Annotated in this window: 24 protein-coding genes and 1 tRNA gene; 13 read left to right on the forward strand and 12 right to left on the reverse strand. The window is 61.4% G+C overall.

What is annotated here, in order from left to right:
* The first annotated feature begins 108 nt into the window (after nucleotides 1-108).
* The 7 genes from C7S18_RS22855 to C7S18_RS22885 all read left to right on the forward strand — a co-directional run bounded on the left by C7S18_RS22855 (nucleotide 109) and on the right by C7S18_RS22885 (nucleotide 4,716).
* A complete protein-coding gene (locus tag C7S18_RS22855) occupies nucleotides 109-615 on the forward strand; it encodes a phage tail protein (protein ID WP_106893754.1) in 507 nt (168 codons plus the stop codon).
* Nucleotides 616-627: 12 nt separating this feature from the next.
* Nucleotides 628-1,137, forward strand: coding sequence for a phage tail protein (locus C7S18_RS22860; protein WP_106893755.1), 510 nt, complete (start codon nucleotides 628-630; stop codon nucleotides 1,135-1,137).
* 13 nt (nucleotides 1,138-1,150) lie between these two features.
* Nucleotides 1,151-1,672 carry a phage tail protein gene (locus C7S18_RS22865; RefSeq protein WP_106893756.1) on the forward strand — a complete coding sequence of 174 codons (522 nt, stop codon included), beginning with the start codon at nucleotides 1,151-1,153 and terminating at the stop codon, nucleotides 1,670-1,672.
* 10 nt (nucleotides 1,673-1,682) lie between these two features.
* Nucleotides 1,683-2,207 carry a hypothetical protein gene (locus C7S18_RS22870; RefSeq protein ID WP_106893757.1) on the forward strand — a complete coding sequence of 175 codons (525 nt, stop codon included), beginning with the start codon at nucleotides 1,683-1,685 and terminating at the stop codon, nucleotides 2,205-2,207.
* Between the two features lie 67 nt (nucleotides 2,208-2,274).
* The gene (locus C7S18_RS22875; RefSeq protein WP_170113445.1) at nucleotides 2,275-2,841 is read left to right on the forward strand and encodes a GNAT family N-acetyltransferase; all 567 of its coding nucleotides are present in this window, start codon (nucleotides 2,275-2,277) and stop codon (nucleotides 2,839-2,841) included.
* Nucleotides 2,842-2,926: 85 nt separating this feature from the next.
* Nucleotides 2,927-3,484 carry a hypothetical protein gene (locus C7S18_RS22880; RefSeq protein ID WP_106893759.1) on the forward strand — a complete coding sequence of 186 codons (558 nt, stop codon included), beginning with the start codon at nucleotides 2,927-2,929 and terminating at the stop codon, nucleotides 3,482-3,484.
* The gene (locus C7S18_RS22885; protein WP_106893760.1) at nucleotides 3,481-4,716 is read left to right on the forward strand and encodes a glycosyltransferase; all 1,236 of its coding nucleotides are present in this window, start codon (nucleotides 3,481-3,483) and stop codon (nucleotides 4,714-4,716) included. The genes C7S18_RS22880 and C7S18_RS22885 overlap by 4 nt, the downstream gene beginning before the upstream one ends.
* Before the next feature lie 267 nt (nucleotides 4,717-4,983).
* On the opposite strand, the gene C7S18_RS22890 is transcribed toward C7S18_RS22885, so the two are convergent.
* The gene (locus C7S18_RS22890; RefSeq protein WP_106893761.1) at nucleotides 4,984-5,265 is read right to left on the reverse strand and encodes a DUF6916 family protein; all 282 of its coding nucleotides are present in this window, start codon (nucleotides 5,263-5,265) and stop codon (nucleotides 4,984-4,986) included.
* Nucleotides 5,266-5,403: 138 nt separating this feature from the next.
* On the opposite strand from C7S18_RS22890, the gene xth reads away from it, so the two are divergent.
* Nucleotides 5,404-6,165, forward strand: coding sequence for an exodeoxyribonuclease III (gene xth, locus C7S18_RS22895; RefSeq protein WP_106893762.1), 762 nt, complete (start codon nucleotides 5,404-5,406; stop codon nucleotides 6,163-6,165).
* The gene (locus tag C7S18_RS22900; protein WP_170113446.1) at nucleotides 6,162-6,959 is read left to right on the forward strand and encodes a YecA/YgfB family protein; all 798 of its coding nucleotides are present in this window, start codon (nucleotides 6,162-6,164) and stop codon (nucleotides 6,957-6,959) included. Before xth ends, C7S18_RS22900 begins: the two co-directional genes overlap by 4 nt.
* A gap of 84 nt (nucleotides 6,960-7,043) precedes the next feature.
* On the opposite strand, the gene C7S18_RS22905 is transcribed toward C7S18_RS22900, so the two are convergent.
* From C7S18_RS22905 to C7S18_RS22950, 10 genes are all read right to left on the reverse strand, one after another.
* Nucleotides 7,044-7,526 carry a zinc-ribbon domain containing protein gene (locus C7S18_RS22905; protein WP_106893764.1) on the reverse strand — a complete coding sequence of 161 codons (483 nt, stop codon included), beginning with the start codon at nucleotides 7,524-7,526 and terminating at the stop codon, nucleotides 7,044-7,046.
* A 258-nt stretch (nucleotides 7,527-7,784) separates the two neighbouring features.
* Complete coding sequence (locus tag C7S18_RS22910) at nucleotides 7,785-8,180, reverse strand: hypothetical protein (RefSeq protein ID WP_106893765.1); 396 nt, start codon at nucleotides 8,178-8,180, stop codon at nucleotides 7,785-7,787.
* 395 nt (nucleotides 8,181-8,575) lie between these two features.
* Nucleotides 8,576-8,660, reverse strand: a tRNA-Leu gene (locus C7S18_RS22915).
* Between the two features lie 149 nt (nucleotides 8,661-8,809).
* Nucleotides 8,810-9,550, reverse strand: coding sequence for a 5-oxoprolinase subunit PxpA (pxpA, locus tag C7S18_RS22920; protein WP_106893766.1), 741 nt, complete (start codon nucleotides 9,548-9,550; stop codon nucleotides 8,810-8,812).
* Nucleotides 9,547-10,497 (reverse strand): 5-oxoprolinase subunit C family protein, encoded by a 951-nt coding sequence (locus tag C7S18_RS22925; RefSeq protein WP_106893767.1) that lies wholly within the window; start codon nucleotides 10,495-10,497, stop codon nucleotides 9,547-9,549. Before C7S18_RS22925 ends, pxpA begins: the two co-directional genes overlap by 4 nt.
* Nucleotides 10,494-11,180 carry a 5-oxoprolinase subunit B family protein gene (locus C7S18_RS22930; protein WP_170113447.1) on the reverse strand — a complete coding sequence of 229 codons (687 nt, stop codon included), beginning with the start codon at nucleotides 11,178-11,180 and terminating at the stop codon, nucleotides 10,494-10,496. Before C7S18_RS22930 ends, C7S18_RS22925 begins: the two co-directional genes overlap by 4 nt.
* A gap of 2 nt (nucleotides 11,181-11,182) precedes the next feature.
* Complete coding sequence (locus tag C7S18_RS22935) at nucleotides 11,183-14,548, reverse strand: ankyrin repeat domain-containing protein (protein WP_106893769.1); 3,366 nt, start codon at nucleotides 14,546-14,548, stop codon at nucleotides 11,183-11,185.
* 381 nt (nucleotides 14,549-14,929) lie between these two features.
* The gene (locus C7S18_RS22940; protein ID WP_146152079.1) at nucleotides 14,930-15,454 is read right to left on the reverse strand and encodes a hypothetical protein; all 525 of its coding nucleotides are present in this window, start codon (nucleotides 15,452-15,454) and stop codon (nucleotides 14,930-14,932) included.
* Between the two features lie 99 nt (nucleotides 15,455-15,553).
* Nucleotides 15,554-16,819, reverse strand: coding sequence for a multidrug effflux MFS transporter (locus C7S18_RS22945; RefSeq protein ID WP_106893771.1), 1,266 nt, complete (start codon nucleotides 16,817-16,819; stop codon nucleotides 15,554-15,556).
* Between the two features lie 175 nt (nucleotides 16,820-16,994).
* Nucleotides 16,995-17,756: a DUF2884 family protein gene (locus C7S18_RS22950; protein WP_106893772.1), complete on the reverse strand. Its 762-nt coding sequence runs from the start codon at nucleotides 17,754-17,756 to the stop codon at nucleotides 16,995-16,997.
* A gap of 230 nt (nucleotides 17,757-17,986) precedes the next feature.
* Here C7S18_RS22950 and C7S18_RS24760 point away from each other — a divergent pair, with 230 nt between their 5' ends.
* The 3 genes from C7S18_RS24760 (at nucleotide 17,987) to C7S18_RS22965 (ending at nucleotide 21,046) form a co-directional block, all read left to right on the forward strand.
* Nucleotides 17,987-18,559 (forward strand): YkvA family protein, encoded by a 573-nt coding sequence (locus C7S18_RS24760; RefSeq protein ID WP_206207943.1) that lies wholly within the window; start codon nucleotides 17,987-17,989, stop codon nucleotides 18,557-18,559.
* On the forward strand, nucleotides 18,534-19,640 hold the full coding sequence (locus C7S18_RS22960; protein ID WP_170113448.1) for a substrate-binding domain-containing protein: 1,107 nt from the start codon (nucleotides 18,534-18,536) through the stop codon (nucleotides 19,638-19,640). Before C7S18_RS24760 ends, C7S18_RS22960 begins: the two co-directional genes overlap by 26 nt.
* Before the next feature lie 218 nt (nucleotides 19,641-19,858).
* A complete protein-coding gene (locus C7S18_RS22965) occupies nucleotides 19,859-21,046 on the forward strand; it encodes a transglutaminase-like domain-containing protein (protein WP_206207944.1) in 1,188 nt (395 codons plus the stop codon).
* Nucleotides 21,047-21,054: 8 nt separating this feature from the next.
* Here the strand turns inward: C7S18_RS22965 and C7S18_RS25165 are convergent, their stop codons facing one another.
* Nucleotides 21,055-21,723, reverse strand: a complete 669-nt coding sequence (locus C7S18_RS25165) for a DUF1801 domain-containing protein (protein ID WP_106893775.1) — start codon at nucleotides 21,721-21,723, stop codon at nucleotides 21,055-21,057.
* 239 nt (nucleotides 21,724-21,962) lie between these two features.
* On the opposite strand from C7S18_RS25165, the gene C7S18_RS22975 reads away from it, so the two are divergent.
* Nucleotides 21,963-24,140 carry a proprotein convertase P-domain-containing protein gene (locus tag C7S18_RS22975; RefSeq protein ID WP_170113449.1) on the forward strand — a complete coding sequence of 726 codons (2,178 nt, stop codon included), beginning with the start codon at nucleotides 21,963-21,965 and terminating at the stop codon, nucleotides 24,138-24,140.
* Nucleotides 24,141-24,326 lie beyond the last annotated feature (186 nt).

Raw genomic sequence — 24,326 nt, forward strand, 5'->3', positions numbered from 1 at the left:
GAGAGGCGGAAGACGATTGCGAGCTGGTAGGCGCACCAATGGCCTGGCCGTTGCGCCGGGGACTTACCAGACCGCCAACTAAGGCAAACAACCAATGAGGAGATCAAGATGGCGGAACCCTTCTTGTCTGAAATCAGAATCATGAGTTTCGTGTTCCCTCCAAAGGGCTGGGCACTTTGCAACGGGCAGTTACTCCCGATCAATCAGAATCAGGCCCTGTTCTCGCTGCTCGGCACGACCTTCGGCGGCGACGGCCGGGTGAACTTTGGCTTGCCTGACCTGCGCGGGCGTACGCCGATCCATGTCGGTAGTGGACATACCTTGGGCGAACGCGGTGGCGAGCAGGCTCACACCTTAAGCATTGCCGAAATACCGCAGCACACTCATGTCTGGAACGCCAACGGCGTCACGGCCACAACGAACACGCCAACAGCGACTTCGGTCTTGGCGAATTCGACTGGCGAAAACGTTTGGGGCCCGGGCACCAATCTGCAGGCGATGTCACCGACCACCGTCGGAAACACCGGCGGCTCGCAAGCGCATCTCAACATGCAGCCCTTCCTCACCCTGAGCTTCTGCATTGCGCTGCAGGGCATCTTCCCATCCGCAACCTGAGGAGACCGAACCATGGCACAACCTTATGTCGGTGAGATCCGCATGTTCGCGGGAAACTTCGCGCCCGCGGGCTGGATGTTCTGCGAGGGACAGCTGCTGCCGATCTCGGAGAACGAAACACTGTTTCAGTTGATTGGCACAACGTATGGCGGTGACGGTGAGTCAACGTTTGCGCTGCCCGATCTGCGCGGACGCCTCCCGATCCACCAGGGCAATGGCTTCATCCTTGCTGAAACCGGTGGTGTCGAGGAAGTGACGTTGACCGTCCAGCAGATCCCCGCGCACTCCCATCCCGCACTCGCGTCCGGAAATACGGGAACCGGTGCGGTTGCTCAAGGAAACTCGCTCAGCGGGTTGTCGGTGGCCAGCAACTCGGCCTATGGCACTGACGCACCCCGAACGAACATTTCACCCGTGAGCATTTCCTCCGTCGGCGGCAATCAGCCCCACACGAACTTCCAGCCGTATTTGTGTGTGGACTTCATCATTTCCCTCTTTGGCATCTTCCCAAGCCAAACCTGATCCGGAGACTTCTATGGCAGATCCATTTGTAGCTGAAATCAGGATTTTCCCGTTCAACTTCGCGCCTCGGGGCTGGGCTTGGTGTGATGGCCAGCTGTTGCCGCTGTCCCAAAACACCGCGCTGTTCTCGTTGCTTGGAACCACTTATGGGGGCAACGGCAAGAGCAATTTCGCACTGCCAGACTTGCAGGGACGAGCGCCGATGCACCCGGGTCAAGGCCCTGGTCTGTCGCTGCACGACCTCGGTGAGACCGGAGGGTCCGAGACGGTGTCGTTGTTGGAAAGCGAAATGCCATCGCACAGTCACGGCCTCAATGTGTCGCAGGCTGATGGCTCTTCGCGTGTGCCTGCCGCCAATCAACCGGCAACCGGTATTGGTGTCAGCATGTACGCAAATGCCGGTGGACCGATTGTCGCGCTCAATGACAATAGTTTGGCTCCAGCCGGTGGCGACAACCCGCATAACAATCTGATGCCGTACCTGACGTTCTACTTCTGTATCGCGTTGCAGGGCGTTTTCCCACCTCGAACCTAGGAGTCACATCATGCTTCGACGCCAATTCATTGCCCAAACCGGCCTACTTGCCGCGGTGGCGGTCCCAACGGCCTCGGTCGCAGCCCATGCTGGTCTGGAAATGCTGTCCGCGTCCAACGAGTGGACCTTGCTCAGCGCGTCCGGTGGCGGCCAGTGTGGTCCGAGCCATGCCTGTCAGCAGGGCACGGTGCAAATCTTGGTTGAGCCGCAATACAGCGTTGCCGGGTTGAATGCGACGGCACGTTTGTGGTTTCAGACTGATCATGGCCAGGCCGCAATTGAATTGGCGTCGTTTGCAGTAAACGGCAACAGCCAGCGTTTCCGTTTTGTTGCGGATGCCGAGCGCCTCTTTGCCCTTGAGGGCGAGACGTCGGCTGAAGACCCCAAAGCGCAATGCCTGCTTGCCGAGAACGGACTCGGTCACCTCGGCGTGGGACAGCACTGGTTGGTGCTTCATGCCAAAGGTGCGTCGCCAACGCATCCAGAAGCCGACTCGGTCCTGGCACGCGTCCGACTCCAAGTCCAAACAGTTTGACTTCTGCTTCAACCTTGGCCCGTCTGAATCCCAGGCGGGCCAGTTTTTATGAATGCAAAGGGTGCCGATGAGCGCTTCCGACACGCACCAGCAATCCGTTGAGCACATTGGGCGAGCACTAAGCACGGCATTGCAGCATGCAGACCCGAGCCTGACGATCCGGCTTGAGCGTGCTGAGGACGCCGAAACGCTCTGTCATCTGTACCAAGAGTTTCGGTGGCATGAGCTGATGCACGTGCCGTGGCCCGAGGCTGCCAAGATGGCGTTTCTCGCCGAGCAATTCCGTTTGCAGGCGGATCACTACCGAAAACACTATGACTGCGCACGGTTCTGGGTGGTTTGCCACGAAAGCAAGGTGATTGGGCGTCTGTATCTCCATCGGTCCCCTAGTGAATTTCGCCTGATGGACATCATGTTGTTTGAGCGCTGCCGAGGCAAAGGGTTTGGGCGCGTCATGATCGACTGCCTGCTCACCGAGTGCCAGGCACTGTGCTTGCCCATAAGCTTGCACGTCGAGCGCGAGAATCCTGCCCGAGATTTCTACCTGCGTCGCGGCTTCGAACTGGATGAAGATCGCGGCACATATCTGTTCATGGTTTGGCGGCCAATGATCGTCGCTGCGGCCACGGACTAGGCATTCGTCGATACATTCCCGTCGATCCGGGTCGGCGGCTTCTCGCCCTGGGGTCAGGGCTTTTGCCTGCACAAGGAGTACGCATATGACTGTAACGAGTCCGATTCCGGTACCACTGTCGATCATTTCAGCGCACTATGGTTTCAGTACGGGGACTGCCCAAGCGCAGATCGCAATTGGCAAGCAACATTTCGCGCAGCAAACGCCGTCTGGACAAGGGCAGTATTGGTTCCTAGTCATCGACCGCAGCAATCTCAATGTGGTTTACAACCAGTTGCAAGCTGCGTCGGACCAGGCGCCGCCCATCCAGCAATTCAATAACCCGAACTACATCTTGGTGGTGGCGACGCTCGCCGTCGGCTTCAATCATCAGCCGCAAGGCGCCTTGTTCAAATTCCTTGATCTGAACGGCGCCGGCCGACAACTCCGCCGCATCGATCAATTGGCGCAACAGTTTGGTTGCGGCTCGCTTGGCACGTTTGGCTACGCGCTGGTCAGTGTGCTCGGTGACTTGAATCAGCCTGGCTACGAGCTCAGCGACGTCAACGGCCCGGCCTGGGCACCGATTCTCACCGTGCAACTGATGCCGTTCCAAGTGTCTGGTGGCGTGCTGTACACGCCGGTCGAACTCAGTAACGCATGAGTCAAGCCGCCCCGGGAGCGTCGCGCCGCCGATTGTTGATCGCCGGTTGGCACCGGCCGGGGACGGGCTTCACGCGGGTGCTGGATGCGCTCGTGCAGCGGTTTGTGACCCAGGTGGATATCACCTGGGTCGCGATTGGCGACACCGGTCCCGAACGCCTGCTTCAGCCTGGCGTGCAGTTGATTCCGGTGCCGATGGGCGTCGGCGATTCCGTCGGCGCGTACTTGATCCGAGACCGCCTCGACGCGCTCGCGCCCGACGCGATCTTTGCGCTCAACGATCTGTGGTACCTGGAGCACTACGCCCGCGTGCTCGGGCCCGTGCTCGGATCGATTCCACTGATTGGCTATTTGCCGCTCGATGGCGATATCCCGGACGATCTGGTGCTCCCCGATCTTTCTGCCTACCGGACACTCTGCACGTACACCCGCTACGCCGCCGACAATCTTCGCAGTTCGATTCAACGTGCCGGCATGGCAATCAACGTCGCCATCGCCGGACACGGCGTTGCGCGAGCGCAGTTTCAACCCGCCGAAACGGTCCGTCGCGTCGACTTTGCCATCACCGAACGACTATCCCTGGCCCAGTCGCTGTTTGCGCTCAACGAACCCACCTGTGTCGTTCTGAATGCGAGCCGGCCAGATCCGCGCAAACGCATTGACCTCGGCCTGCTCGGGTTGGCGGCGTACCGTGCTCAAGGTGGGAGTGATGTGCGTCTGTGCTTGCATCAGGCCATTGCGCACGAATCCATGGCCGAGGCGCTGCGCGCCCAGATTCGCGAATTGAATCTGGAGTCCGCGATCATCTGGTGGCCCAAGGAGCCTGGTCCGATTTCGGATCAAGCATTGACCGAGCTCTATAACGCCTGCGCGCTCGGGTTGAATACCAGTGCGGGTGAAGGCTTCGGCCTGGTGAGCTTCGAACACGCCGCGTGTGGCGTGCCGCAACTGCTGCCCGACCTGCCGCCGCTCCGCGAACTCTGGCAGGACGCTGCGATCCTGCTCGGACCACCGGTGCGCGTGCGCACCCGTTGGTCGCCGTTGCTGATGAGCGAACTGCAGCCAGATCACGTTGCCGACGGATTCAAGAACGTGCTAACGGATCCGAAGCAATACCAAGCACTCAGCCACGCCGCCTTGGCCCGGGCCAATGCACCTGCGTTCGAATGGGACAGCGTGGCGGCCGATATTGCGGGGCTAATACCCGAGGTGTTTGGCAATACTGGGGCGTGATTCTTGGGCGCTCTGGAAACTCCAATTGGCTGTTGACGCCGATCGCAAGTAGCCCGCTCCCCGGCCCTCTCCCACTCGCGTGGGAGAGGGAGGTTGCTCTCCCGCGCGCGATGTGGCTCCCTCTCCCGCGATCGCGGGGGAGGGTTGGGGAGGGGGCTACTTGCGAAAATCTGGCGTCGATAGAACGTCGCGCCAGAACTGCCGACTCAACGCGCAGACAAGCGTCGCAGCGTGACAATCAACAGGCCAACCGAAACCATCCAACGCTTAGTTAAACACCGCCTCAAACAAGCGCCCACGCTTATCAGGCTGGATCGGCGTCAGAAAGATCGCCATCTTGCCAAGCGACTCATGCTCCAGTTCATAAATGCCTTGCGGCAAATGCGCACTGGGATGCGAAAAAGTCAGCGAAAACGCCTGTGGCCGCGGTGACGGCGATTTCAACCGGACCACTTCGATCAACTGGATGCTGCCACCCGTGCTGACGTTGAACGCGGTGTTCAATGCCGCATCGAATTGTTCAGGTGCCACGGATTGAAGATCGAGCATGAGGGTCCCCAGACTTGGAAAGCCCGAGTGTAGCCAGCGCTGCAAAGCGCGGGCAATGGGACGGATCGGCGGTACGCGTCCGACAGTCCGCCAAGCGGGAGCATGCGCCGTGCCGCCGATACGCGATAACATTCACCCATGAAAATCGCCTCCTGGAACGTGAACTCGCTGAAGGCCCGCATGGAACACGTGCAGGCCTGGTTGGAATCGGCCAAACCGGACGTGCTGGCCATGCAGGAAATCAAGATGGAAAGCCATCTGTTTCCGGAGCAGGCCTTTCAGGCGCTCGGCTATCACTGTCTGGCGAATGGCCAGAAAACCTACAACGGCGTGGCGATCATCGCGAAAACGCCGATGCAGGATGTGATCACGCAGATTCCGAACTTTGCCGACGAGCAACGCCGCGTGCTGGCCGCGACGATCGGCGATCTTCGGGTCATCGATCTGTATGTGGTCAATGGCCAGGAAGTCGGCTCCGAAAAGTATCAGTACAAGCTCAACTGGCTCGAAGCGCTGCAGCGTTGGCTGGAAGACGAAGCAGCGCGGTATCCGAATCTGGTGGTGCTCGGCGACTTCAACATTGCACCCGATGACCGCGACGTGCACGACCCCGAGGCCTGGCACGAATCGGTGCTGTGCTCCACCGCTGAGCGGAATGCCTACAAGCGCTTGCTCGACCTGGGGCTATTAGACAGCTACCGCGAACTTGATGACAACGGTGGCGTGTTCTCGTGGTGGGACTATCGACAGGCAGCCTTTCGCCGAAATCTGGGCCTGCGCATCGACCTGGTGCTGATCAGTCAGGCGCTTCGCGGGCAACTGAAAGCGGCCGGCATCGACCGCGAACCGCGCAAATGGGACAAACCGAGCGACCACGCGCCGGTATGGGTCGAGCTATGAGTGAACAGCCGCCCTATGGCTTGACCGACATTGAGCTCGACGAACTGAACGAATATCTGGCCGAGCATCCGGGCCCGTATCAGTTCGGGCTCGATGCCGCGCACGGTCTGCTGAGCGCGGTGGTCGTGGCGCCAGAACCGATTGCGGCGTCGGAATGGCTGCCGGTCCTGATCAGTGACGATGGCGAGATTGCCGATGCCGACACCAACAATCGCGTGTTGACCTTGATCGTGCGCCTTTACAACAGCATCGTGCAGGAGTTGGAGGCGTTCAGCTACCAACCGATTTACGCCGAGGTGGAAGACGAGCAAGGTCTTGCGCGTCTGTCGCCCCGTGGTTGGTGCGAGGGCTTTGCGGCCGGAATCGATTTGCGCTCCGAGATTTGGGGCACCCGTCTGGGCAGCGACCCACGTTTGCTCGAAATCATGGACCCGATCATTCGCCTCTCGGCAGAAGAGGGCGTACTCGATATCGACGTGGTCGGCGAACCAGGCTCGGCCCACGAACGAGGCGACGAGTTACCGTTGCCGGGTGAGCAACCTTGGCATGAGCAGGCTTCGGACGACGCGCTGCCGGATGAAGCCGGCGACGACCCACCGGCAAGCGATAACCCCTGGCAACATTTGCTCGAACCGATGTCCGAGCCCGACTACGACGCGGCATTAAACGCGGTGGCCGCCGCCGTGGCCGACATCCAGCAGTATTGGCGCGATCATCAACCCCGGCAAGACGAATCGTTCGATGCCGACAATCCATTGCTGCGCCGAAAGCGCGATGGGCAGTGGGTGCATTGAGGTGGGTGGGGGCCATGGTTGCGCAATTCGACCAGCGTTGTGACAGCTTCGCAGCGCCGAACGGGCAGACACTGGGGTCTGCCCCTACGACCGAGGGCGGGTTGCATGCAAGAGTCTTCGAAGCTGGGTGATCTTGCCCGAGTCAGCTCTGATGCCATAGCGCGGCAAGGTCTCGAGAATCTCCAGCCAGCGCGTGAGAAATGTGGGATTCCCTTGCAGGTTCTGTTTAGCGATTCGCCACTTGGCGAAACAGGCGCGTTGCTCTCGTTCCAGCCCAACCCGAATTGCATGGCATTCTTCGCACATTGACGGAGCCGACTGCAGGGGCTTTTTAAGCACTTCTAATGCGTGCTTCTGATCTTCAGCAGAGAACACGCATGCGCGCTTACACACTCGGCACTGGTATGGCCTGTGCGAATAGAACTCATCGATCAGCGCCATCGGACAAGCGAGCGCCGCTTCAGACCACTTCGAATAGTCAATGCGAACATCGCTGTTTGGCTTCGGACGGACCTTGCGGGCAACGCGAAGCACGAACTCAAGCTCGACAGGCACATTGCGATTCATACAAATCTCAAGTCCATGCGAAGTAGTCGGTGAACGGTCGCCAATAGGCTATCCCATCTAACGCCAACCCGATCTGCAGCCAATCATCACGAATTCGTCTGGCGGCGTCGCGGCTCGGCAAGCGAAAAAAAGTGATAACGCGCCTAACCCAAACGCTGAGCCATAACGGGTGCGTCGAGCTTAAGCGACACGGTATCCACTCCGGATGGCTCATTAGGCGGCAGCCGTACAACTCGGCGCTGCAGGAACTATAGCCAATCACTCGTTCGCTTCATAAAGCATAAACGCCACCGAAACTGCGACGCCGTCAACGTTGGTCTTGATGTCGAGCGGCGTGCCAACCTTGCCTGAAAAGGATTGGCCCGAGTCGTGTTTGTCTTGTGGGGCCGTATTGGTTTCAGGTTTCAGTGAGACTGCAACCGTATACGTACCATCAGCCGAAATCGTCGGCACCAGCACGAGTTGGTATTGCTCCAATGCCTGCGCAAGTGGGAGCCCAGAAACGACAAACTCAGCAGTCCGTATGATCCGAGAGCGTTCCGCGCTGACCAGGACAGCTTCATAGTTTGCTCGGTATGCGGCCTCGGCAACATCGAACCCAGCCATGAACGCAACCGCAATCAAGGCCGCGAAAACCGACTTTGTGTTTGCCATGACGTACTCCCGAATTTGGCCCAAACGTATCACATCGTTCGCACGGGTCCCGCAGTCGCCTTGCGAGCCACCACTAGTGGGCGGGCATGGCCAAGCAGCCGGTACCTCGGCATCACGATTCGAGATTCAGCAAGTCCGGCGGGCAGCGCACGCCTTTTTCGGATTAGTTGAGTCGGGTGAGTGCCAAAACTCCGCATGTGACACAAGGGCCTCGCGTGATGGCAAACGCGCGGAAGCGACGTTATTGCAGCGCGTGCCGCAGTTTCCGGAACTCCACTGAAGACATACTCTTGATTTGACGCTAGGGGCAAACGCGACGCACGCCGAACGAGCCGTCGCGCGACAAACCGCAGCCAACAAAAAACCCGCCTTGCGGCGGGTCTTTTGCTGATATCTGGTGCCCAGAAGAGGACTCGAACCTCCACGGTGTTACCCGCTAGTACCTGAAACTAGTGCGTCTACCAATTCCGCCACCTGGGCGTGTGGAATTCCGGACTGGTCCGGAAGGTCGCGCACTTTAGCCGCCTGGCCGGGGGCTGTCAATTGGTTCTGGGAAAAAAGCGATGGCCACCAAAAAGGGATGGCCACCCAGGCCATCCACTTCCAGTCGCCGTAACGTGCTGATTTGCCTAGAGACGCGGCGACGCATAGCCGGCTTCGTATAGCGCCTTCAGCAACGGCAGGGCTTCGGCGCCGTCGCCGTGCACACAGTAGCTGTCGGCCTGAATGTCGAGTCGCTGGCCATCAGAACTGACCAGCCAGCCTTGACGTAGCTGCGCGGCCTGTGCCAACGCGGCGTCGAGCGTGAGCACGGCACCCGGCAGCGTCCGTGGCCGGAGTTGGCCATCGGCGCCATAGGCGCGGTCCAGAAACGCCTCCGCCAGGAATCGATAGCCCTGACGCGCACACGATTCTGCCATCGCCGAACCGGCCAAGCCCAGCAGCGCCTGATTCGGGAAATGCGCCTTCAGAGCGGCCACCAGAGCTTCCGCCAGACCGGGATCCTTTGCCGCCTGGTTGTAGAGCGCGCCGTGCGGCTTGATGTGATCGAGTTCGATCGTCAACGCGCTCGCCTCGGCAACCAGTGCTGAAACCTGTTCAAGCACTGACGCAATAACGTCGGCTTGCGGCAGCGAGCACGCCCGGCGGCCAAAGCCCTCTCGATCTGGGTACGACGGATGGGCGCCAGCGCGGACGCGATGCGCCGCGGCCAATCGCAACGCGGCACGCATGCTGTCGCCATCGCCAGCATGACCGCCACAGGCAATGTTGGCCCGCTGAATCCAGGGCATCAGGAGCGCATCGGTTCGCCCATCGTCCATCATCTCGCCCAAATCGGCATTCAGTTCCAGCGCTGCCACGTCGTTCATCCTCGGTTGTTCGGTGCCCGTCGAAGCGTGATCTCGCTGAGCCATTCGCGCAACCATGCTTGTTGTTGGCGTGCCAACTGCGCGGCAGCGCTAACGCTGACGGGCAGACAGCGCAGGGTTTGGCCACCAGAGATTCGTCCAAGCCGTGATAGATCGGCGGCACAGACACTGGCCACCAACGGGTAGCCGCCGATCGTCTGTGCCTCCGGACCCAACAATGCAAAACGCCCGTCGGGCAGTGCCTGGATCGCACCGGGCCATTGCGGCGTTGACAGCCGTTGTCGCTGATCGTGCGGAACCGACGTTGGTGGATGCAACAATAGTGCCTGGCGCGTGCTGTTCAGATCGACCGTCAGATTCGCGCCGAACAATGGCGCGGCCAACTTGGGCTCATGCACGATCACCCGAAGTTGCGGATGCTGAAGATCCTGCAGCGGCCAACGCAGACGCAGGCGCGCGGGTGGCGTATCGGCGCTTGCGTTGGATTCGATCTCAAAGCAATCACCGGCCTGCAAGGGTCTGCCGGCCATCCCGCCGATGTGATTGCGGACATCGGTGCTGACCGAGCCGAGCTGGGGTGACAACCGCCAGCGTCCGCCAATACCGAGATACGCGTATCCCGGGCCCTCGCGGCGCCGAAGTGTCAGGCGTGAACCGGCAGGCCAGACATGCGCTTCGGCCAATGCGCGCATCGCGCCATCGATGCGCAGCTCAAAACCCTGTGCCAACACGGCAACATGTCGGGTCTCAGTGGCGGTCATATTCAATGTCCCGAGCGCCAATTCGATGACCGGACCGTCTGGCGCATTGCCGAGCAGGGCATTCAGCGCCAGACACGCGACGCGATCCATGGCGCCGCTCGGGGGGACGCCGAACTGTTCAAAGCCGCGTCGGGGGTCGCCTTGAATCGTCGCCAGCACACCAGCGTCATGAACCGTGATGCTCATGGCTTCCTTCCGGTGATGTTGCGGAACTGAATCTGCATGCCAGGGCGAAGCAGACTGCAAGGTGTCCGTTCTGGATCAAACAGGCGGACGTTGGTCTGCCCAATCAGGTTCCAGCCGCCCGGTGATCTCTCCGGGTAGATCCCCGCCTGGGCGCCCGCAATGGCAACGCTGCCGGCCGGGACCCGCGCCCGGGGTGACTCGCGGCGTGGTACGTGCAGTGATTCGGGTAGACCGAGCAAATACGGAAAACCCGGCTGAAACCCGATCAGCCCGACGGTGAACGTCGTCTCGAAAAATCGCTCCAGGTACGCTGCTTCGGTCAGTCCGCAACAGGCCGCGCAATGCGCCAGATCAACCGCATTGGCAGGGCTGCAATCGACGTCGATCCAGACGATTTCTTGGGTATCAGGGCTAGATTGCAGAGCGTCGACCGCCTCTAAGTCGAGCCAGTGCTGTAGGCCCGATTCCAGGCGCTCGGCGAGCGCGTCGGTGGCGCCACCAGCCCGGACCTCGATCACCAGATCAGCATAGCCAGGCCACTGCGCAATGCGGTCGGGCCAGTCTTGTGCGCGCAAGAAGTGGTCGAGGGCGTGAATGGTGCGCTGGGTGTCGAGATCGATCGCTGCCGGCAAAGACAGCCGAAAATGCCGCTCGGTGATCGCGATCACACGGAGCTTGCGCACGCTCAGTCCCGCTTCAGTTTCTGCGCGACATCGATCAGGCCGAGCAACACCGCCACATCGTACGCGCTGCGTCCCAAGGTGTCGCGACGACGGACATCAGCACCCGCCACCAATAAGCGATCCACCAACTCGATACTGCCATGCATTGCAGCCGCATGGAGCACGGAAATGCCGCGGCGATCCTGGCAGTCGAGATCAGCGCCGCGCGCGAGCAGGGCGTCGACTAGACCCAGCATCTGCCGATTGGGCACCGGCTGACCGGCCTGCGCACGCGCACCCAGCACCACCAGCAGTGCGTTCTGGCCGTCGTGATTGCGTTCGTTGATCGGGCAGCCGCGATCCAGCAGGCGGGCGAACAAACTGCGCGCCGGCTCGGCTTCATATGCGTCCCAGGCCAGCATCGCGACGGCGTGAAGGGCCGTGTTGCCAAAGCGATCTTGCAAGCTCGCATCTGCCCCTGCAGCCAACAGGCGGTCGACCAGATCGGTAGCGCCCATCGCCGCGGCCAGCATGACCGGAGTCAGCCCATCTTGCGCGGGTTGGTTGATGTTGACGCCGTGCTCGATCAGGCGTTCGATCGCCCGATCTCGCCGGGCCACTATGGCGGCGCTGAGCGGTGTCGCAAAGTTATGCGCCGGCAGACCCACATCGGCGCCGCGGGCCAGCAGTAGTTCGAGTAGCGCCTGGTGACCACCGCCCGCCGCGCGCAGCAATGCGCTGCAGCCCTGATGGTCGCGCGCATCGATATGCAGCCCGAGATCGAGCAGCTTGCTGACGCTTTCCAGATCGCCGACTTTGGCCGCATCGACCAAATCACCATCGCGCAAGGGTCGGCCCGGCAGTGGCCAGTCCGGCCAGTTCAGCAGATAGGCCAGATCCGTTTGCTTGGCTACCAGCGCACGGCCCAGCGGCGTCTGCCCATCACGGGAAATCTGCTCGGGGTTCGCGCCCAGCACCAAAAGCGCTTGCGCCAAGGTCAGCCCATGCCGAGGACCGAGCAGACCAAGTGGTGTGTCACCTTGTCGATCCCGACTGTTGGGGTCGTGCCCGCGTGCGAGCAACTGCAGCGCGAGCTCACCCAAATCGAGTGCGCAAGCCCAGTGCAATGGACTGCGCCCATCGCGACTCGAACAGGGGTCACTGCCAGCCGCAAGCAAACGTAGCGCCACAGTTTCCACCCGCTCCATGGATTGCGCGTCAGGACAGGCATGTGCCAGCAGGCAGCCCAGCATGGGGCCACCAGCCGACGCGCCGCGATCCAGCAAATGATCGGCCACACAAAGCGCAGGGGGATCCTGTGATAGCGCCCGCTCCAGCAAGGACTGCCCCTGCCAATCCAGCGGCAGGCCAGCCGTCAGCAGGCATTCCAGCGCACTCGCGCTATCAATGGCCAGTGGCGTGCTGGTCATTTGCCAAAGCGTTTCAGCAGGGAGCGGCGGTTGAATGCCCAACAGTTCGCGCGCCACGACGAGGCGGCCCAGCCGCAAGGCCTCATGCAGCAGGCGCAATCGCTCTTCGGCATGCGCCTCTTGATTGGGTAGCGCAGTCGGCAGGCTTTGCGATTCGCGGATCGCGTTTGGCAACGGGTATTCCGGGTCGATCAGCGCGACAAAGTCGTAGCGCCCAAGCTGGGCGGCATAATCGACCGCGCGCTTACCGTCTTTGGTTTTCAATTCGGTATTGACGCCCATGGCCAAAAGGCTCTGCGCCGTCTCGAGCGTCGATTGCCGGGACTGGCAGGCGAGGTGCAACGCCGTGCGGCCCACGGCGTCGACGAAACTCGCATTCGGTTTACGGAACACCATGCGGGTCAAGACGCGGTTGGAGCCCGAGCGCGCGGCTTCCATCAGCGCCGTCACACCATGGCTATCGCGAGCATCAATCTCGATGCCATGCGCCAACAGCAGTTCGCAGATCTCGCCGTGCCCGTGCAACGCCGCTGCATGGAGCGCCGTGCGGCCCAGACGGTCGCGGGCATCGATTCGCGCGCGTGCTTTCAACAACCGCTTGACGATGGGCGCGACGTCTTCCTGGGCACTGGCGGCTGCAATCAGCGCCGGCACCCCACGCTCAGGGTCGGCCCGGGCGCCGCGTTCGAGCAGCAATTTGACGATGGCCTCATTGCCCGCGCGCGCGGCCACGGCCAACGGCGTGTAGCCATCGCGGTTGACCCACTCCAGGTCCGCCCCGGAATCAACGAGCGCGGCGGCGACGGTCGGGTCGACCGTGTGGGCGGCGTAATGCAGTGCAGAATGGCCTTCGGTGTCGTGCTGGCGCACGTTGGCACCGTTTGCAAGCAAGGTGATGACCGACTCGGCCCGTCCGGCAACCGAGTCGCGGCACGCCAACAGCAGCGCACTCAAGCCATGCTGCTGACGATTGACGTTGGCCCCGCGGGCGATGAGTTCGCGCAACAAGCGGAGGTCGGGGCTGAGAGCCGCGCACATCAAAGCAGTACGCTGGTCCTTGTCCATGGGGCCGGGCTCGGCATTCGGATCGGCGCCTTCGCGGAGCAACCGAAGCGCCAGGTCGACCTCGCCGTGCGCCGCGGCGTTCAGCAAGGCGGCGTTTCGGCTGCCGCTGTCTGGAATCAAATCGTCGAGGGTGCTGAGATCGAGAGTTGGCGCCAGACGCTCTTCCGGGGCCGGCGGAGGCAGCGCGGTTTCATCAATCTCATCCTCTTCGCCGATCAGTAACCGCTCCACACACCAAAGCGTGACCAGATGCGCGAGCGGACTCAATGCGAGCAGGTAGACCCAAAGCCCGAGTGTGCGGAATTCGCTGGGCAGCACATCGCCAATGCCAGCGAGCAACAATGCGCCGGCTGCGAGCACAGACTGGGCAAACGCCACCGTCAGCCAGGCGCCGCTGAGCGGGTGCGGGCCGTTCGTCAGATGGCGGGCGAACGCCGTGATGCGCACCCACGCCGTACCCATCCAGGACACGCCGCCTTGATCCGGATACGCGTCGTCCCAAAGAAGCGCCAGACCGAACACCGGCCAAAACGGCACCAACGCGAAGAGGCACAGCAGGAATCCGACCGACAGCACCATGGCATAGGTCAGCCCGCCTTTGGCGAGTAGTTGCATCAGCGGCCAACCCACCGCAAATGCGACCAGAATCGCGAACACCAACAGCCACCCGAGCAGCACGCTGCCGCGGCGGAGCACCAGCGTCAGCAGGCTCTCTTCGAGTTCGTATCCGAGCGCACGTGTTGCCGCTGCCGCGAACAAGGGCTGGACGCCCAGCAGCAACGCCAGTACCGAAGGATGATCGAGATAAATGCCGATCGCGCCGAACGCGACTGCAGGCAGGAAGTAGCGCGCCGACAGCAGGACGCCTAGCGCTTGTTTGATAAAGCTCGACATCCGCGAAGGATAGCAGGCTGCGCGTGACCACTCTCTGGCGTCGATTCAGCCGGCGTTCGAGCGCGCGGGGTGGCATCTTTGGCCACCTGCCGGCACGTCTGCGCTGGCCCGACTCCGGGGCTCTGCTCGCGGCTGCTCCCGACCACCGACCGGGCAATTCGCGTCAGCGTTAACACCCTCCGCATTCGAATCACGACAATCCGTCCTGTTTCAGTCGCCAGGGTCACGGTTTTCACAGGCCCAAAAGCAGCGCGAGCCGGACGCTGGGTCCGGCTCACGGGGGGCAATCGTCATGGGCCCAATGAACCCGGCCACATTGTTCAGATCAAGGGCCATCGGATCGATCGGAACCCCTCGGTAGCAGCGTCGTGCAACCGCCCGTTAGTTGGCCGTGGCGTCCTCGGTGCTGACTTCCTTCTTCTCGATGTGCTTGATGATGATCTTCTTGTGCTCACCATTCGCACCGGCTTCCGCCATCGCCGCATCGATCTCGGCCTGAATCGCCGGGTCGTCCACAAGAACCTCGGCATCAATGTCCACATCACCTTCATGGACACCGTCGTGCTTGATGATCACCACGTTGCGACGTTCGCCGTCTGCCCCCAGTTCGGATGGGTCAGCGTACGGCACTTCGTGGGTCTTGTTCGGAAGGGCGACCTTCAGGCCGGCGTCGGTTCGGGTCACGGTCACTGGGGTTCCGGCTTCGCTGTACAACGAGATCGACTGGCCCGGCGACAACTGACCTTCGAAGCTGATGGTCTCGACGGTGTCGCCATCCTTGAACTTCAGCTTGGTCTTGTTGGTGACGGTGTCGGCGGCGGCCGCTGCGCCCATGCCAAGCACGACAAACAAACCGGCCGTAGCCAGCAGACGGCGACGCAGCAGCGTCATTGGAATTACATTCATGGCGGTCTCCCTTTGGTAGATGCTGCCCTCATTGGCATGCAGAAAAGAGGATGCAGCGAGCCGAAATTGGGTCGCAGTGACTACCAGAAATTCTTGCCGTCACTTCGCCGCAGCGGCCGTCTCGTCTTCGGGATCCGGTTGGACTTGTATCTGCTTGGAATCCGGGACGGCGTGGCGCGCCAGGTAGTAACAGGCAAACGCGAGGCCGAAAAAGCCAATCGAACACCACGCCAGGCGGCCTGTACTGACGCTGGCCCAGGCGGCGATGGCACCAGACACGACAGCGAGCAGCACACTCCAAAGAAAGCCCTGGACCGACGCCGCAGAACCGCGATGCGAGCCATGTCGATCGAGCATGGACAGATTCAACGCTGGTTGTGCCATGGACGAGCCCAGGCCATACAGCGCAATCGGCAGGACCGCCCAGGGGGCGGTGGGTACTGGTTGCAGCCAGGCGTAGGCCAGGTTGCAGAGCATTGCCACGGCCATGATGCGATATCCGTAAATCACCGATGCCCGCGGCGAGATACGGCCTGCCATACGCGCCGAGCTGGCGGCGCCGAGCGTCATGCCGGTGATCAACGGAATAAAGAACCAAGGGTAACCGTGCGTGCCAAGATGCATGTGCTGCTCAATGAACACGGGTGCCGACGAAATATAGACAAACATCGCCGCAAAATTGAGCCCGGACGCCATGACGAGCCACACGAAATCGCGGTCGGTACTGATCCGCCAGTAGGTTTGGACGAGCGAGCGCGGGCTGAGCTGAATGCGCCGCTCAGGCGGATGGGACTCAGGTAGGACCAGCGAACAGAGCAGCCAGAGCCCGAGCCCATATAGCACGAGCATGAAGAACACCGCATGCCAGCCGGCCAGATCAAATACCGCCGCACCGATCGCTGGTGCCACGGCGGGCGCGACCCCGAAGAACATGGAGGTCATGGCGAGAATCCGTTGCGCCTCGGCGCCGTGATACAAGTCGCGGATGATCGCGCGCCCGACGATCAATCCGGCGCCGGTGGTGCAGCCCTGCAGGAATCGGAATAACCACAGTGATTCGATGGTTGTCGCCAGCGCGCAGCCCAGCGACGCGATGGCATAGGCAACCACTCCGAACAAGATGATCCGCCGCCGTCCAAAGCGATCGGACATCGGGCCATGGACCAGCGCCATGAGGGCGTAGCCCACCAGATAAAGACTGATGGTTTGCTGCATCTCGACCGGATTGGCGTTCAGGTCGAGTGCGACCGCGTTGAATGCGGGAAAGAACGCGTCGATCGTGAACGGCCCAAACATCGCAAGCAGCGACAACAACGCCGCTAGCGCAACCGGGTGTTGGATGTGTCGGGACGAGGAGGCGGCCATGCCGGGTTCTGCAGCCAAGGCTCCCGAGCATAGCGGCAGCACCGCGGGCAAAGCCCGGGCCTTCGACTCAGGCTTTATCAATCCTTGTCACATCGATCGGTCATGCGCCGAGCACAACGAAACAGCGCGTCCGAAGACGCGCTGTTGGCTAAGCCCGTTTCCTCGGCAGGATCAATCAGCGGAGCAGATCAATCGCCGTGCCTTGGTCCGTACGCAACGCCATCGCGTTGTCGAGGTCGCCGAGTGACTTTGCGCGTTCGCACAGGGCATCAGCCTTTTTCTCCAGGGCCTTGGCGCGGGATTCGACTTTCTCTTCGATGGTTTTTTCCAGTGCGTCGGCACGGGCTTCGAGTTCCTTGGCCTTGGCTTCATCGCCCGACAGCGCGATGCTGATCGCCTCGCCGACGATTTCGCCGACCACGACGCCGACCAGGTCGCCCACCACGGTTTCGACATTGTCCTCAATCAAGCGTTCAAACTCCTGCTCGTTGAAACTGCCGTTTTCCGCGAAGGTGGCAATGCTCTTTCTGACTTCTGCGCGCGAGCGGTCCAGGCGTTCGTTCAATTCGCGCCGTTCCTTGGCGTCATCCTGGAACATCTTTGCAACTTCGGTGACCGCCACGTAGGCGATATCAACGCCTTCCAGGCCGATCTCGGCGGCGTCACGGGCCAATGCGCCCACATTCTGGGAAAAATCAGCCACGCGGGCGCGCTGTTCGGCGCTCAGGCTGAGTTCCTTGCCGTCCACAAACACGCGGCTGCCCTCAATCCGGACCTTTTGCGGGCCCTGGTTGTCATGACTGGTGAATTCGAGGTCGCCATGATCAAGGCGCAGGGCATAATCACTGTCAAAATCCAGCTCGCAGTGACCGGCCGAAGCCGTCCCCGCCGCCAACGACAAACTGATTGCCAGCGCCATCCATCCTTTCCGTAGCATGATTCGTCTCCATAAGCCCCACGATCGGGGTTCGGCAATTTGATGACAGGCTGGTCGGTTTGGTTTAGTGCCAAAAGTGGAACTAGGTCTTTGGTCATGGTTTTCGGGCCGATGGCGCGCAAGCCGCCCGCCAGGGAGGCGCTTCGCCCCGCCCGGGAACGCCCACTTTTCAGACTTGCCTTATCGGCGCTGCTTCAATAGATTGGCGGTCTGTTTTGACGAGGTGATACATGGGTCTGTCGATCAATATCGAACTTTCTGACAACGACCTGGACCATTTTCAGGAAGTCCTGAAGCGGGCCCAGGAAGCTGCCGGTTCCAAGTCTTCGCGCGAAATCACCGAAGCCGCCACGCGGCTGCTCGGCGACGCGCATAGCTCGCATGCCCCGGAATTCATCTCCGAGCGCCTGGCGAAGCTGGAAAGCCTGATTTCCATGGTGCATGACGAAGGCTGGGGCCTGCCGGAAGACGAAAAGGCGCGGGTGCTGACCGCCCTGACGTATTTTGCCGATCCGAAGGACGTGATCCCCGATCACGTGCCCGTGGTCGGCTATCTGGACGACGCCATCATGATCGAACTCTGCGTTCGCGAGCTCAAGCATGAGCTGGAGTCCTACCTCGATTTCGTCAGCTTCCGCACGAACGAAGCCGCTGAGCGCGGTCTTGATCCCGTCACGCTGGGTCGGGCCGAGTGGCTGGAAGATCGCCGTCAGGAGCTGCAGGACCGTATGCGCCGTCGCCGCGACCGTGATCGCTACTCCGGCAGTGGCGGTGGCGGTGGCAGCTTCTTCAAGTTCCGTTGAGCAAGGTCTCGGCGCCCACGTGCGTCGCGCCCTGATGCAACGCTCGAACGCCATGATCCAGTTCCAAAGGATCATGGCGTTTTGCTGTGCGCTACTCCTGGCCGTTTCCGGGTTCGGCGCAAAGGCGCAACAAGTCGCAACCGATGCGGCCGCTCGCCGGGCGCTGGGCGATCTCGCGGTGACCGCGTATGCCAGTGATGGCGGCGGCAAGTTGGCACTGGGTGACTACGCCACCATCGCGGCGTTGGACCGGGTGCTGAAAGGCGAGTCCGACGCCGCTCTGGTCGCCCGCGGCGTGCACACGCTGCGAGCCACTGAGTTGGAACTCACGTTCACGCCGCTGGTCTGGGATGGTCTGGTGCTGATTACGCACCTGAAGAATCCGGTCCGGAACATCGGGCTTCGCCAACTGCGCGATGTCTATGCCGGCAAGATCAAGAATTGGAAGGAATTGGGCGGCACCGATGCGCCGATCAACCTGTATTCGGTCGCAGGGCCGCTCGATGGCGTGGAATACGAACTCCGGCGCGCGCTGTATGGCTATGGCCATGTCCCGATCGCGGCCGGCCGTTGGTATCTCAACACGGGTTCACTCGAAGCTGCCGTGGCGCTCGATGCGAACGCCATTGCGGTGTCCAGTCTGTCCAACGCGTTTGCGAACAAGCAGATCAAAATGCTGAACCTGGAGGGAGTCGTGCCCAGCCGGGTGGCCGTCCGCCGGGGCGAGTATCTGCTGGCGATGCCGATTTACCTGGTGTCGCGTACCGTGCCCGAGAACCCGCATGCCGCCCGATTGCAACGGCTCATCAGTGCCGAATCTCTGACCCGGTCTTTGCATGCCAGAAAGCTCACACCCATTCGCGACGCGAGCCTGCTGACCAAAGTCTTTGACCACCGCCGGGAACAATTGCTCGCCATCCTCGCCGTGCCCCCGGAACAGCCGCTCAGCCCTGATTTGCTAGCCCCGCAGGAAATTGAACCGCGTCCAGGCACCGAGACCGCTGTCAGCGGGAATAACGCGTCGATGGCGCCAGCAGCGCCTGAAACCGAGATCGACGCGCCGGCTTCGACCCGGCACTGATCCCTGTCGCGCAAACGAAGTCGCCGAACCCCAACGCCCACGACCAACCGTTATCTGCCGCATTGGCGATGAGGTGTTGAATGCTGACGACTGCCCGCAACTTAGGACAAATTGGGCTCTGGCTCGGGCTGGCGCTAGCTGTGCCTCCGCTCAAAGCCGAAACCTTTTGCGTACAGCACGAGGGCAGGATCATAGGCAGTCTGCACACGGCAGAAACGGTGTCCCAGAACGTCCGAACCGCGCGCGAACATTGGCGCCTGTATGTCCGCGGCGCGCGGATGGAAGGCGATTTGCAGATCAAGACCGAAGTGCGCCGCGGCCCGGACGGTATTCTCTCGGCTTCGCGTTTCTATCAGGCTGGCGATGTGATGGAACGAAGCGATGCCCAATGGCTGAATTCGAGTTGGCAGATCCGGATGCAGCAGGGCGCCGACGTGGTGCAGACCGTTGGCGAGCGCCCGCTGGAACGGCTGCCCCAATCCCATCCAATGGCAGGTGACGTGGCCAGCCAGTTTGACGCGTTGAACTTCGAGGTCTTGCCGCTGCGATTCGGCAATGATGGGTGGTCGGACGCCGAGCAACTCCGACGATTCCAAACCGACGCCGACGGCTTGATGCCCGAGGCTGTGTCGCTACTTGGCTTTCACCTGACCCTGGCCCGTTGTACCGAGGCAATAACCGAGCGTCGCCGGCAAACATTGGACCTCGATGCGGCGTCGGGCCTCGAATTGCCAACGGTCCTCACCGAGAGCCAGCGCGCCGGCAAACTGGGTTTTGAGTTCCAGGATGTGCCGACGGCGCTTGTGCTCCCCGAACTCACGACGCAGACCGCCCGTCGGAACGGCGAACGGCTTGCGGTGGTCGTCTGCGCAACATGTCAGCTCCACGCCGAAATGGCGCCAGCGCCGGGGCCGAGCGCCACCGCTCCAAATACTTTTGTCGATTCCAATCACCCGGCAATCATCGCCCAGGCCGCTGCGCTGCGTGCCGACACCGATCGGCATACCATGCAGCGCCTCGTTCGGTTTGTCCGACGCCACCTTTGGGATCAGACCGACACGCTCGGTTATGCGAGCGCGAGTCAGGCCCTGCTGTCCGCGCAAGGCAATTGCAGTGAGCACGCCCTGCTGCTCGCTGCGCTGGCACGGGCCAATGGCATTCCGACACGAATCGTCCATGGGCTGGTCTACCACCCATCGCGCCGGCATCATGAAGCGGCGTTGTTACCCCATTTGTGGGTGCAGGCCTGGATTGACGGGCAGTGGCAGCACTTCGATGCCGGTCAGAAGGGGTACTCTGCAGGCCATATTGCACTCGCGATCAGCGACGGCGACCCGCGGTCGGTCAATGACCAATTGACCCTGATTCTCGAAGCCCGAGTCCAGCGCGTCGTCGCGCTGAACTGAGCCGGTGTTCAGCGCGGTCGTTTGCGGGCTGCCACGGTGGTCGCTGCCGCCGGTTTCGCTGCGGCGCGCGTCGTCGCAGCGGGCTTCTTGGACGCAGTCTTCTTCACCGCAGGCTTCTTCGCAGCAGGCTTGCTAGCTGCAACGGATTTTGCCGATGCTTTGCGCGCCGGAGTCTTGGCCGTTTCCGCTTTGGGTGATTGCTTGCGGGCCGCTTGGCGCTGCCCGGTCTTGGTTGCAGCCATCACGCGCTCGTATCCATCCAAGTAGGCGGACAACGGCGTGCTCGCAATCGCGTTGTCGACCGCGTCGAGCAGCAAGTCGTCGAGCTTTTTGAAGCGGACGCAGCACTTCCCCATGTCGAGCTTCTTGCCGGCCTTCACGTACGCGGCACGAAATTCGTTCTCGACCGTGTTGTTCCCATAGGCCATGTTCAGGTAAAGCGAGTACGCGTTCTTTTGCGCGGCGAGCGCAACGTAGGCCAGCGGCTGCCCGTTGTAGGTATTCGGGTACCGAGCCAGCGGAATGACGTACACCAGCATGCCCCACAGCATCACTTCCTCGTAGCCGGACGGCAGCCGCTTCAGAATGCGTTCGCGCAGTGCGGCGATGATGGCGCGCCGTTCGGGCGGCAGTTCGGCCAGATAGGCGGCGGGGGTTTTGGCAGTGCTCGAAACCATGTCGTTCCTCCAGTTTTGCGTCGCACAACACACTTGTTTACAAACGGTGCTACGGTTCGCCCCGCTCGACCAGCCAGCACCCTGCGACGAACCACACGTTCGAATCGCTTGGCCGGACGAGCACCATCAGGGCCCTGTTTCCCGTGCCGCAGCGAATGACGCTGACCCAGGCGCGGCGGGCTCCTTTTGACTGTAGCAACTCCAAAACACAAATCACCATCGCAAATTGGGAGCGGACTATGTCGAAGTTTCTGAGCAAGGCCGGCTTGGCGCTAATGGCGCTCGGCCTGAATGGAGCCGCGCTAGCGGCGAAGGACCCAATGGGGCCGAATCGGGCACTCCATGAAGCATTACCGAAGGTCGCTGATCTGCGCACGGTCGACGTGACATTGGATCAGGCCTTGGCCAAACGCCAGGGTGCCGCGCTGGGCGCCGAGATCCGAACGCTGGACGCCAGCTTCATCAAGGTCCACTTCGACTACTTCAATCTGCCGAGCGGCCTGAGTCTGGAAGTCGCCAGCGACGACGGCTCCGAGGTGTATCGCTACAGCAACAAATCGCGCGACGGGCATACGGTCGATCCGAGTCTCGGTCAGGATGGTCGCTTCAGTTTCTCGGCAATGTCCGTCCACGGACCGGCCGCCAATCTCCGCATTGTTGGCAAAGCCAAAGAAGCTTGGACCAGCGCGCATGGCGTGCGCGTGTCGCGGTATCTCGAAGGCTATCCCGAAGCGTTGATTGCCGGCCTGATGCAAGACGACCTGCTGAGTCTGGGCAACGCCCCTAAGGCCATTTGTGGCGTGGACGACAAGCGCGGTGTGGCCTGCTATCAGAGTAGTGATGCAACGGCATTTGATCGATCCCGCCCCGTGGCGCGACTCGTGCTCAGCGGTGGTGGACTCTGCACCACCTGGCGCGTGGGGCCGAACAATCATCTGTTCACGAACAACCACTGCTTTGCGACGCAGTCCGAAGTTGCTGCCGCGGAGGTTTGGTTCAACTACCAAGCGGCCGCATGCGGCGGCACCAGCAGCGCCACGACCACCAAGGTCACTGGCGCGACCATGTTGAAGACCGATGCAACGCTCGACTACACGCTCTACACGGTGAACAACTTCGCGAACCTGGCGAGCTTCGGCTACCTGGGGCTTGATAACCGATTGCCCGTCCAGGGTGAGGAGATCTTCATTCCGCAACATCCGGGCGGCCGCCTCAAGGAGCTTGGCGTCGTCAGCGATCATCGCAGTGGCGGCCGCTGCATCGTCGACACCGCCGTGCAGAACGGCACGGGTACCAATACCGACGCCGGTTACAAGTGCGACACCGAAGGCGGCAGTTCCGGGTCACCGGTAATCGCCCGCTCCAGCAACAAGGTGATCGCGCTGCATCACCTTGGTGGCTGCAACAACTCGGGCGCGCACATTTCCAAAATCTGGCCGCAGGTTGCCACGTACTTCAACAACGTGGTGCCCGGTGGCGATATCGGCGGCGGCACGCCGACGAATCAGGCGCCGACCGCAAACTTCACGTTCAGCAGTTCCGGACTGACCGCGACCTTTACGGACAGCTCGACCGATAGCGATGGCACGATCAGTTCGCGTTCGTGGAACTTTGGCGATGGCACCACCTCAACGGCTACCAGCCCAAGCAAAACCTATGCAGCCGCTGGCACCTACAATGTCAGTCTGACCGTTACCGACAATGCCGGCGCCACCAATACGAAGACCTCGGCAGTGACCGTGTCAAGCGGCACTGCGTTGATGCTGACCAACGGCGTACCCGTCAACAACCTGGCGGTCGCCACGGCCGGCAACTCGATCACTTACGTGATGAACGTCCCCGCGCATGCAACGAATCTGAAGTTCGTCATGAGTGGTGGCACCGGCGACGCCGACATGTATGTGCGCCTGAATGCGGCCCCGACGACCACTACCTACGATTGCCGACCGTACCAAACGGGTAACGCCGAAACCTGCAATATCGCGACCGCGACGCCCGGTACATACTACGTGATGCTGCGCGCGTATTCGGCCTTCTCCGGCGTGACACTCACCGGCAGCTACAGCATCTCGAACTTCCAGACTTACTCCAACAGCACGGTGCAAAACATCAACGACAACACGACGATCAACTCGCCGATCACGGTGTCAGGTCGTTCCGGCAATGCGCCAAGCGCCGCAACGGTGTCGGTGAACATCACCCACACGTATCAAGGCGATCTGAAAGTCGATCTGGTGGCACCGGACGGCACGCTCTACAACATCCACAACCGCACCGGCAGCGGTACCGACAACATCATCAAGTCGATGACACTGAATCTGTCGAGTGAACTCCTCAACGGCACCTGGAATCTGCGCGTGCAGGATGCTGGAGCCGGTGACACTGGCAAGCTGAACTCCTGGTCGATCTCGTTCTGATCGTTGCCGGCACAAGATGAGCTCAACAAGGCGTCGGACTTCGGTCCGGCGCCTTGTTGCTTGTAGGGCGAGTGAATTTCGAGCACTGCGATGTAAGCCTTTGCTTGATGAAATTTCGACGGCTGTGAAATGGCCTTGGCAGATGTGAGGGCGCCTTGGCAGAGGTGATGAATCCTTACGCAAGCG

Origin of the sequence: Ahniella affigens, assembly GCF_003015185.1 — a bacterium.
In the GTDB taxonomy this organism is placed as follows: domain Bacteria; phylum Pseudomonadota; class Gammaproteobacteria; order Xanthomonadales; family Ahniellaceae; genus Ahniella; species Ahniella affigens.

Excerpts from the sequence above, each read along its gene's own strand:
- C7S18_RS22975 (WP_170113449.1), top strand. The coding sequence starts at position 21,963 with ATGTCGAAGTTTCTGAGCAAGGCCGGCTTGGCGCTAATGGCGCTCGGC.
- C7S18_RS22865 (WP_106893756.1), top strand. The coding sequence starts at position 1,151 with ATGGCAGATCCATTTGTAGCTGAAATCAGGATTTTCCCGTTCAACTTC.
- C7S18_RS22950 (WP_106893772.1), bottom strand. The coding sequence starts at position 17,756 with ATGCTACGGAAAGGATGGATGGCGCTGGCAATCAGTTTGTCGTTGGCG.
- C7S18_RS22945 (WP_106893771.1), bottom strand. The coding sequence starts at position 16,819 with ATGGCCGCCTCCTCGTCCCGACACATCCAACACCCGGTTGCGCTAGCG.
- C7S18_RS22890 (WP_106893761.1), bottom strand. The coding sequence starts at position 5,265 with ATGCTCGATCTTCAATCCGTGGCACCTGAACAATTCGATGCGGCATTG.
- C7S18_RS25165 (WP_106893775.1), bottom strand. The coding sequence starts at position 21,723 with ATGGTTTCGAGCACTGCCAAAACCCCCGCCGCCTATCTGGCCGAACTG.
- C7S18_RS22855 (WP_106893754.1), top strand. The coding sequence starts at position 109 with ATGGCGGAACCCTTCTTGTCTGAAATCAGAATCATGAGTTTCGTGTTC.
- xth (WP_106893762.1), top strand. The coding sequence starts at position 5,404 with ATGAAAATCGCCTCCTGGAACGTGAACTCGCTGAAGGCCCGCATGGAA.
- C7S18_RS22860 (WP_106893755.1), top strand. The coding sequence starts at position 628 with ATGGCACAACCTTATGTCGGTGAGATCCGCATGTTCGCGGGAAACTTC.
- pxpA (WP_106893766.1), bottom strand. The coding sequence starts at position 9,550 with ATGAACGACGTGGCAGCGCTGGAACTGAATGCCGATTTGGGCGAGATG.
- C7S18_RS22875 (WP_170113445.1), top strand. The coding sequence starts at position 2,275 with ATGAGCGCTTCCGACACGCACCAGCAATCCGTTGAGCACATTGGGCGA.
- C7S18_RS22910 (WP_106893765.1), bottom strand. The coding sequence starts at position 8,180 with ATGGCAAACACAAAGTCGGTTTTCGCGGCCTTGATTGCGGTTGCGTTC.
- C7S18_RS22925 (WP_106893767.1), bottom strand. The coding sequence starts at position 10,497 with ATGAGCATCACGGTTCATGACGCTGGTGTGCTGGCGACGATTCAAGGC.
- C7S18_RS24760 (WP_206207943.1), top strand. The coding sequence starts at position 17,987 with ATGGGTCTGTCGATCAATATCGAACTTTCTGACAACGACCTGGACCAT.
- C7S18_RS22880 (WP_106893759.1), top strand. The coding sequence starts at position 2,927 with ATGACTGTAACGAGTCCGATTCCGGTACCACTGTCGATCATTTCAGCG.
- C7S18_RS22900 (WP_170113446.1), top strand. The coding sequence starts at position 6,162 with ATGAGTGAACAGCCGCCCTATGGCTTGACCGACATTGAGCTCGACGAA.
- C7S18_RS22870 (WP_106893757.1), top strand. The coding sequence starts at position 1,683 with ATGCTTCGACGCCAATTCATTGCCCAAACCGGCCTACTTGCCGCGGTG.
- C7S18_RS22905 (WP_106893764.1), bottom strand. The coding sequence starts at position 7,526 with ATGAATCGCAATGTGCCTGTCGAGCTTGAGTTCGTGCTTCGCGTTGCC.
- C7S18_RS22885 (WP_106893760.1), top strand. The coding sequence starts at position 3,481 with ATGAGTCAAGCCGCCCCGGGAGCGTCGCGCCGCCGATTGTTGATCGCC.
- C7S18_RS22940 (WP_146152079.1), bottom strand. The coding sequence starts at position 15,454 with ATGAATGTAATTCCAATGACGCTGCTGCGTCGCCGTCTGCTGGCTACG.
- C7S18_RS22935 (WP_106893769.1), bottom strand. The coding sequence starts at position 14,548 with ATGTCGAGCTTTATCAAACAAGCGCTAGGCGTCCTGCTGTCGGCGCGC.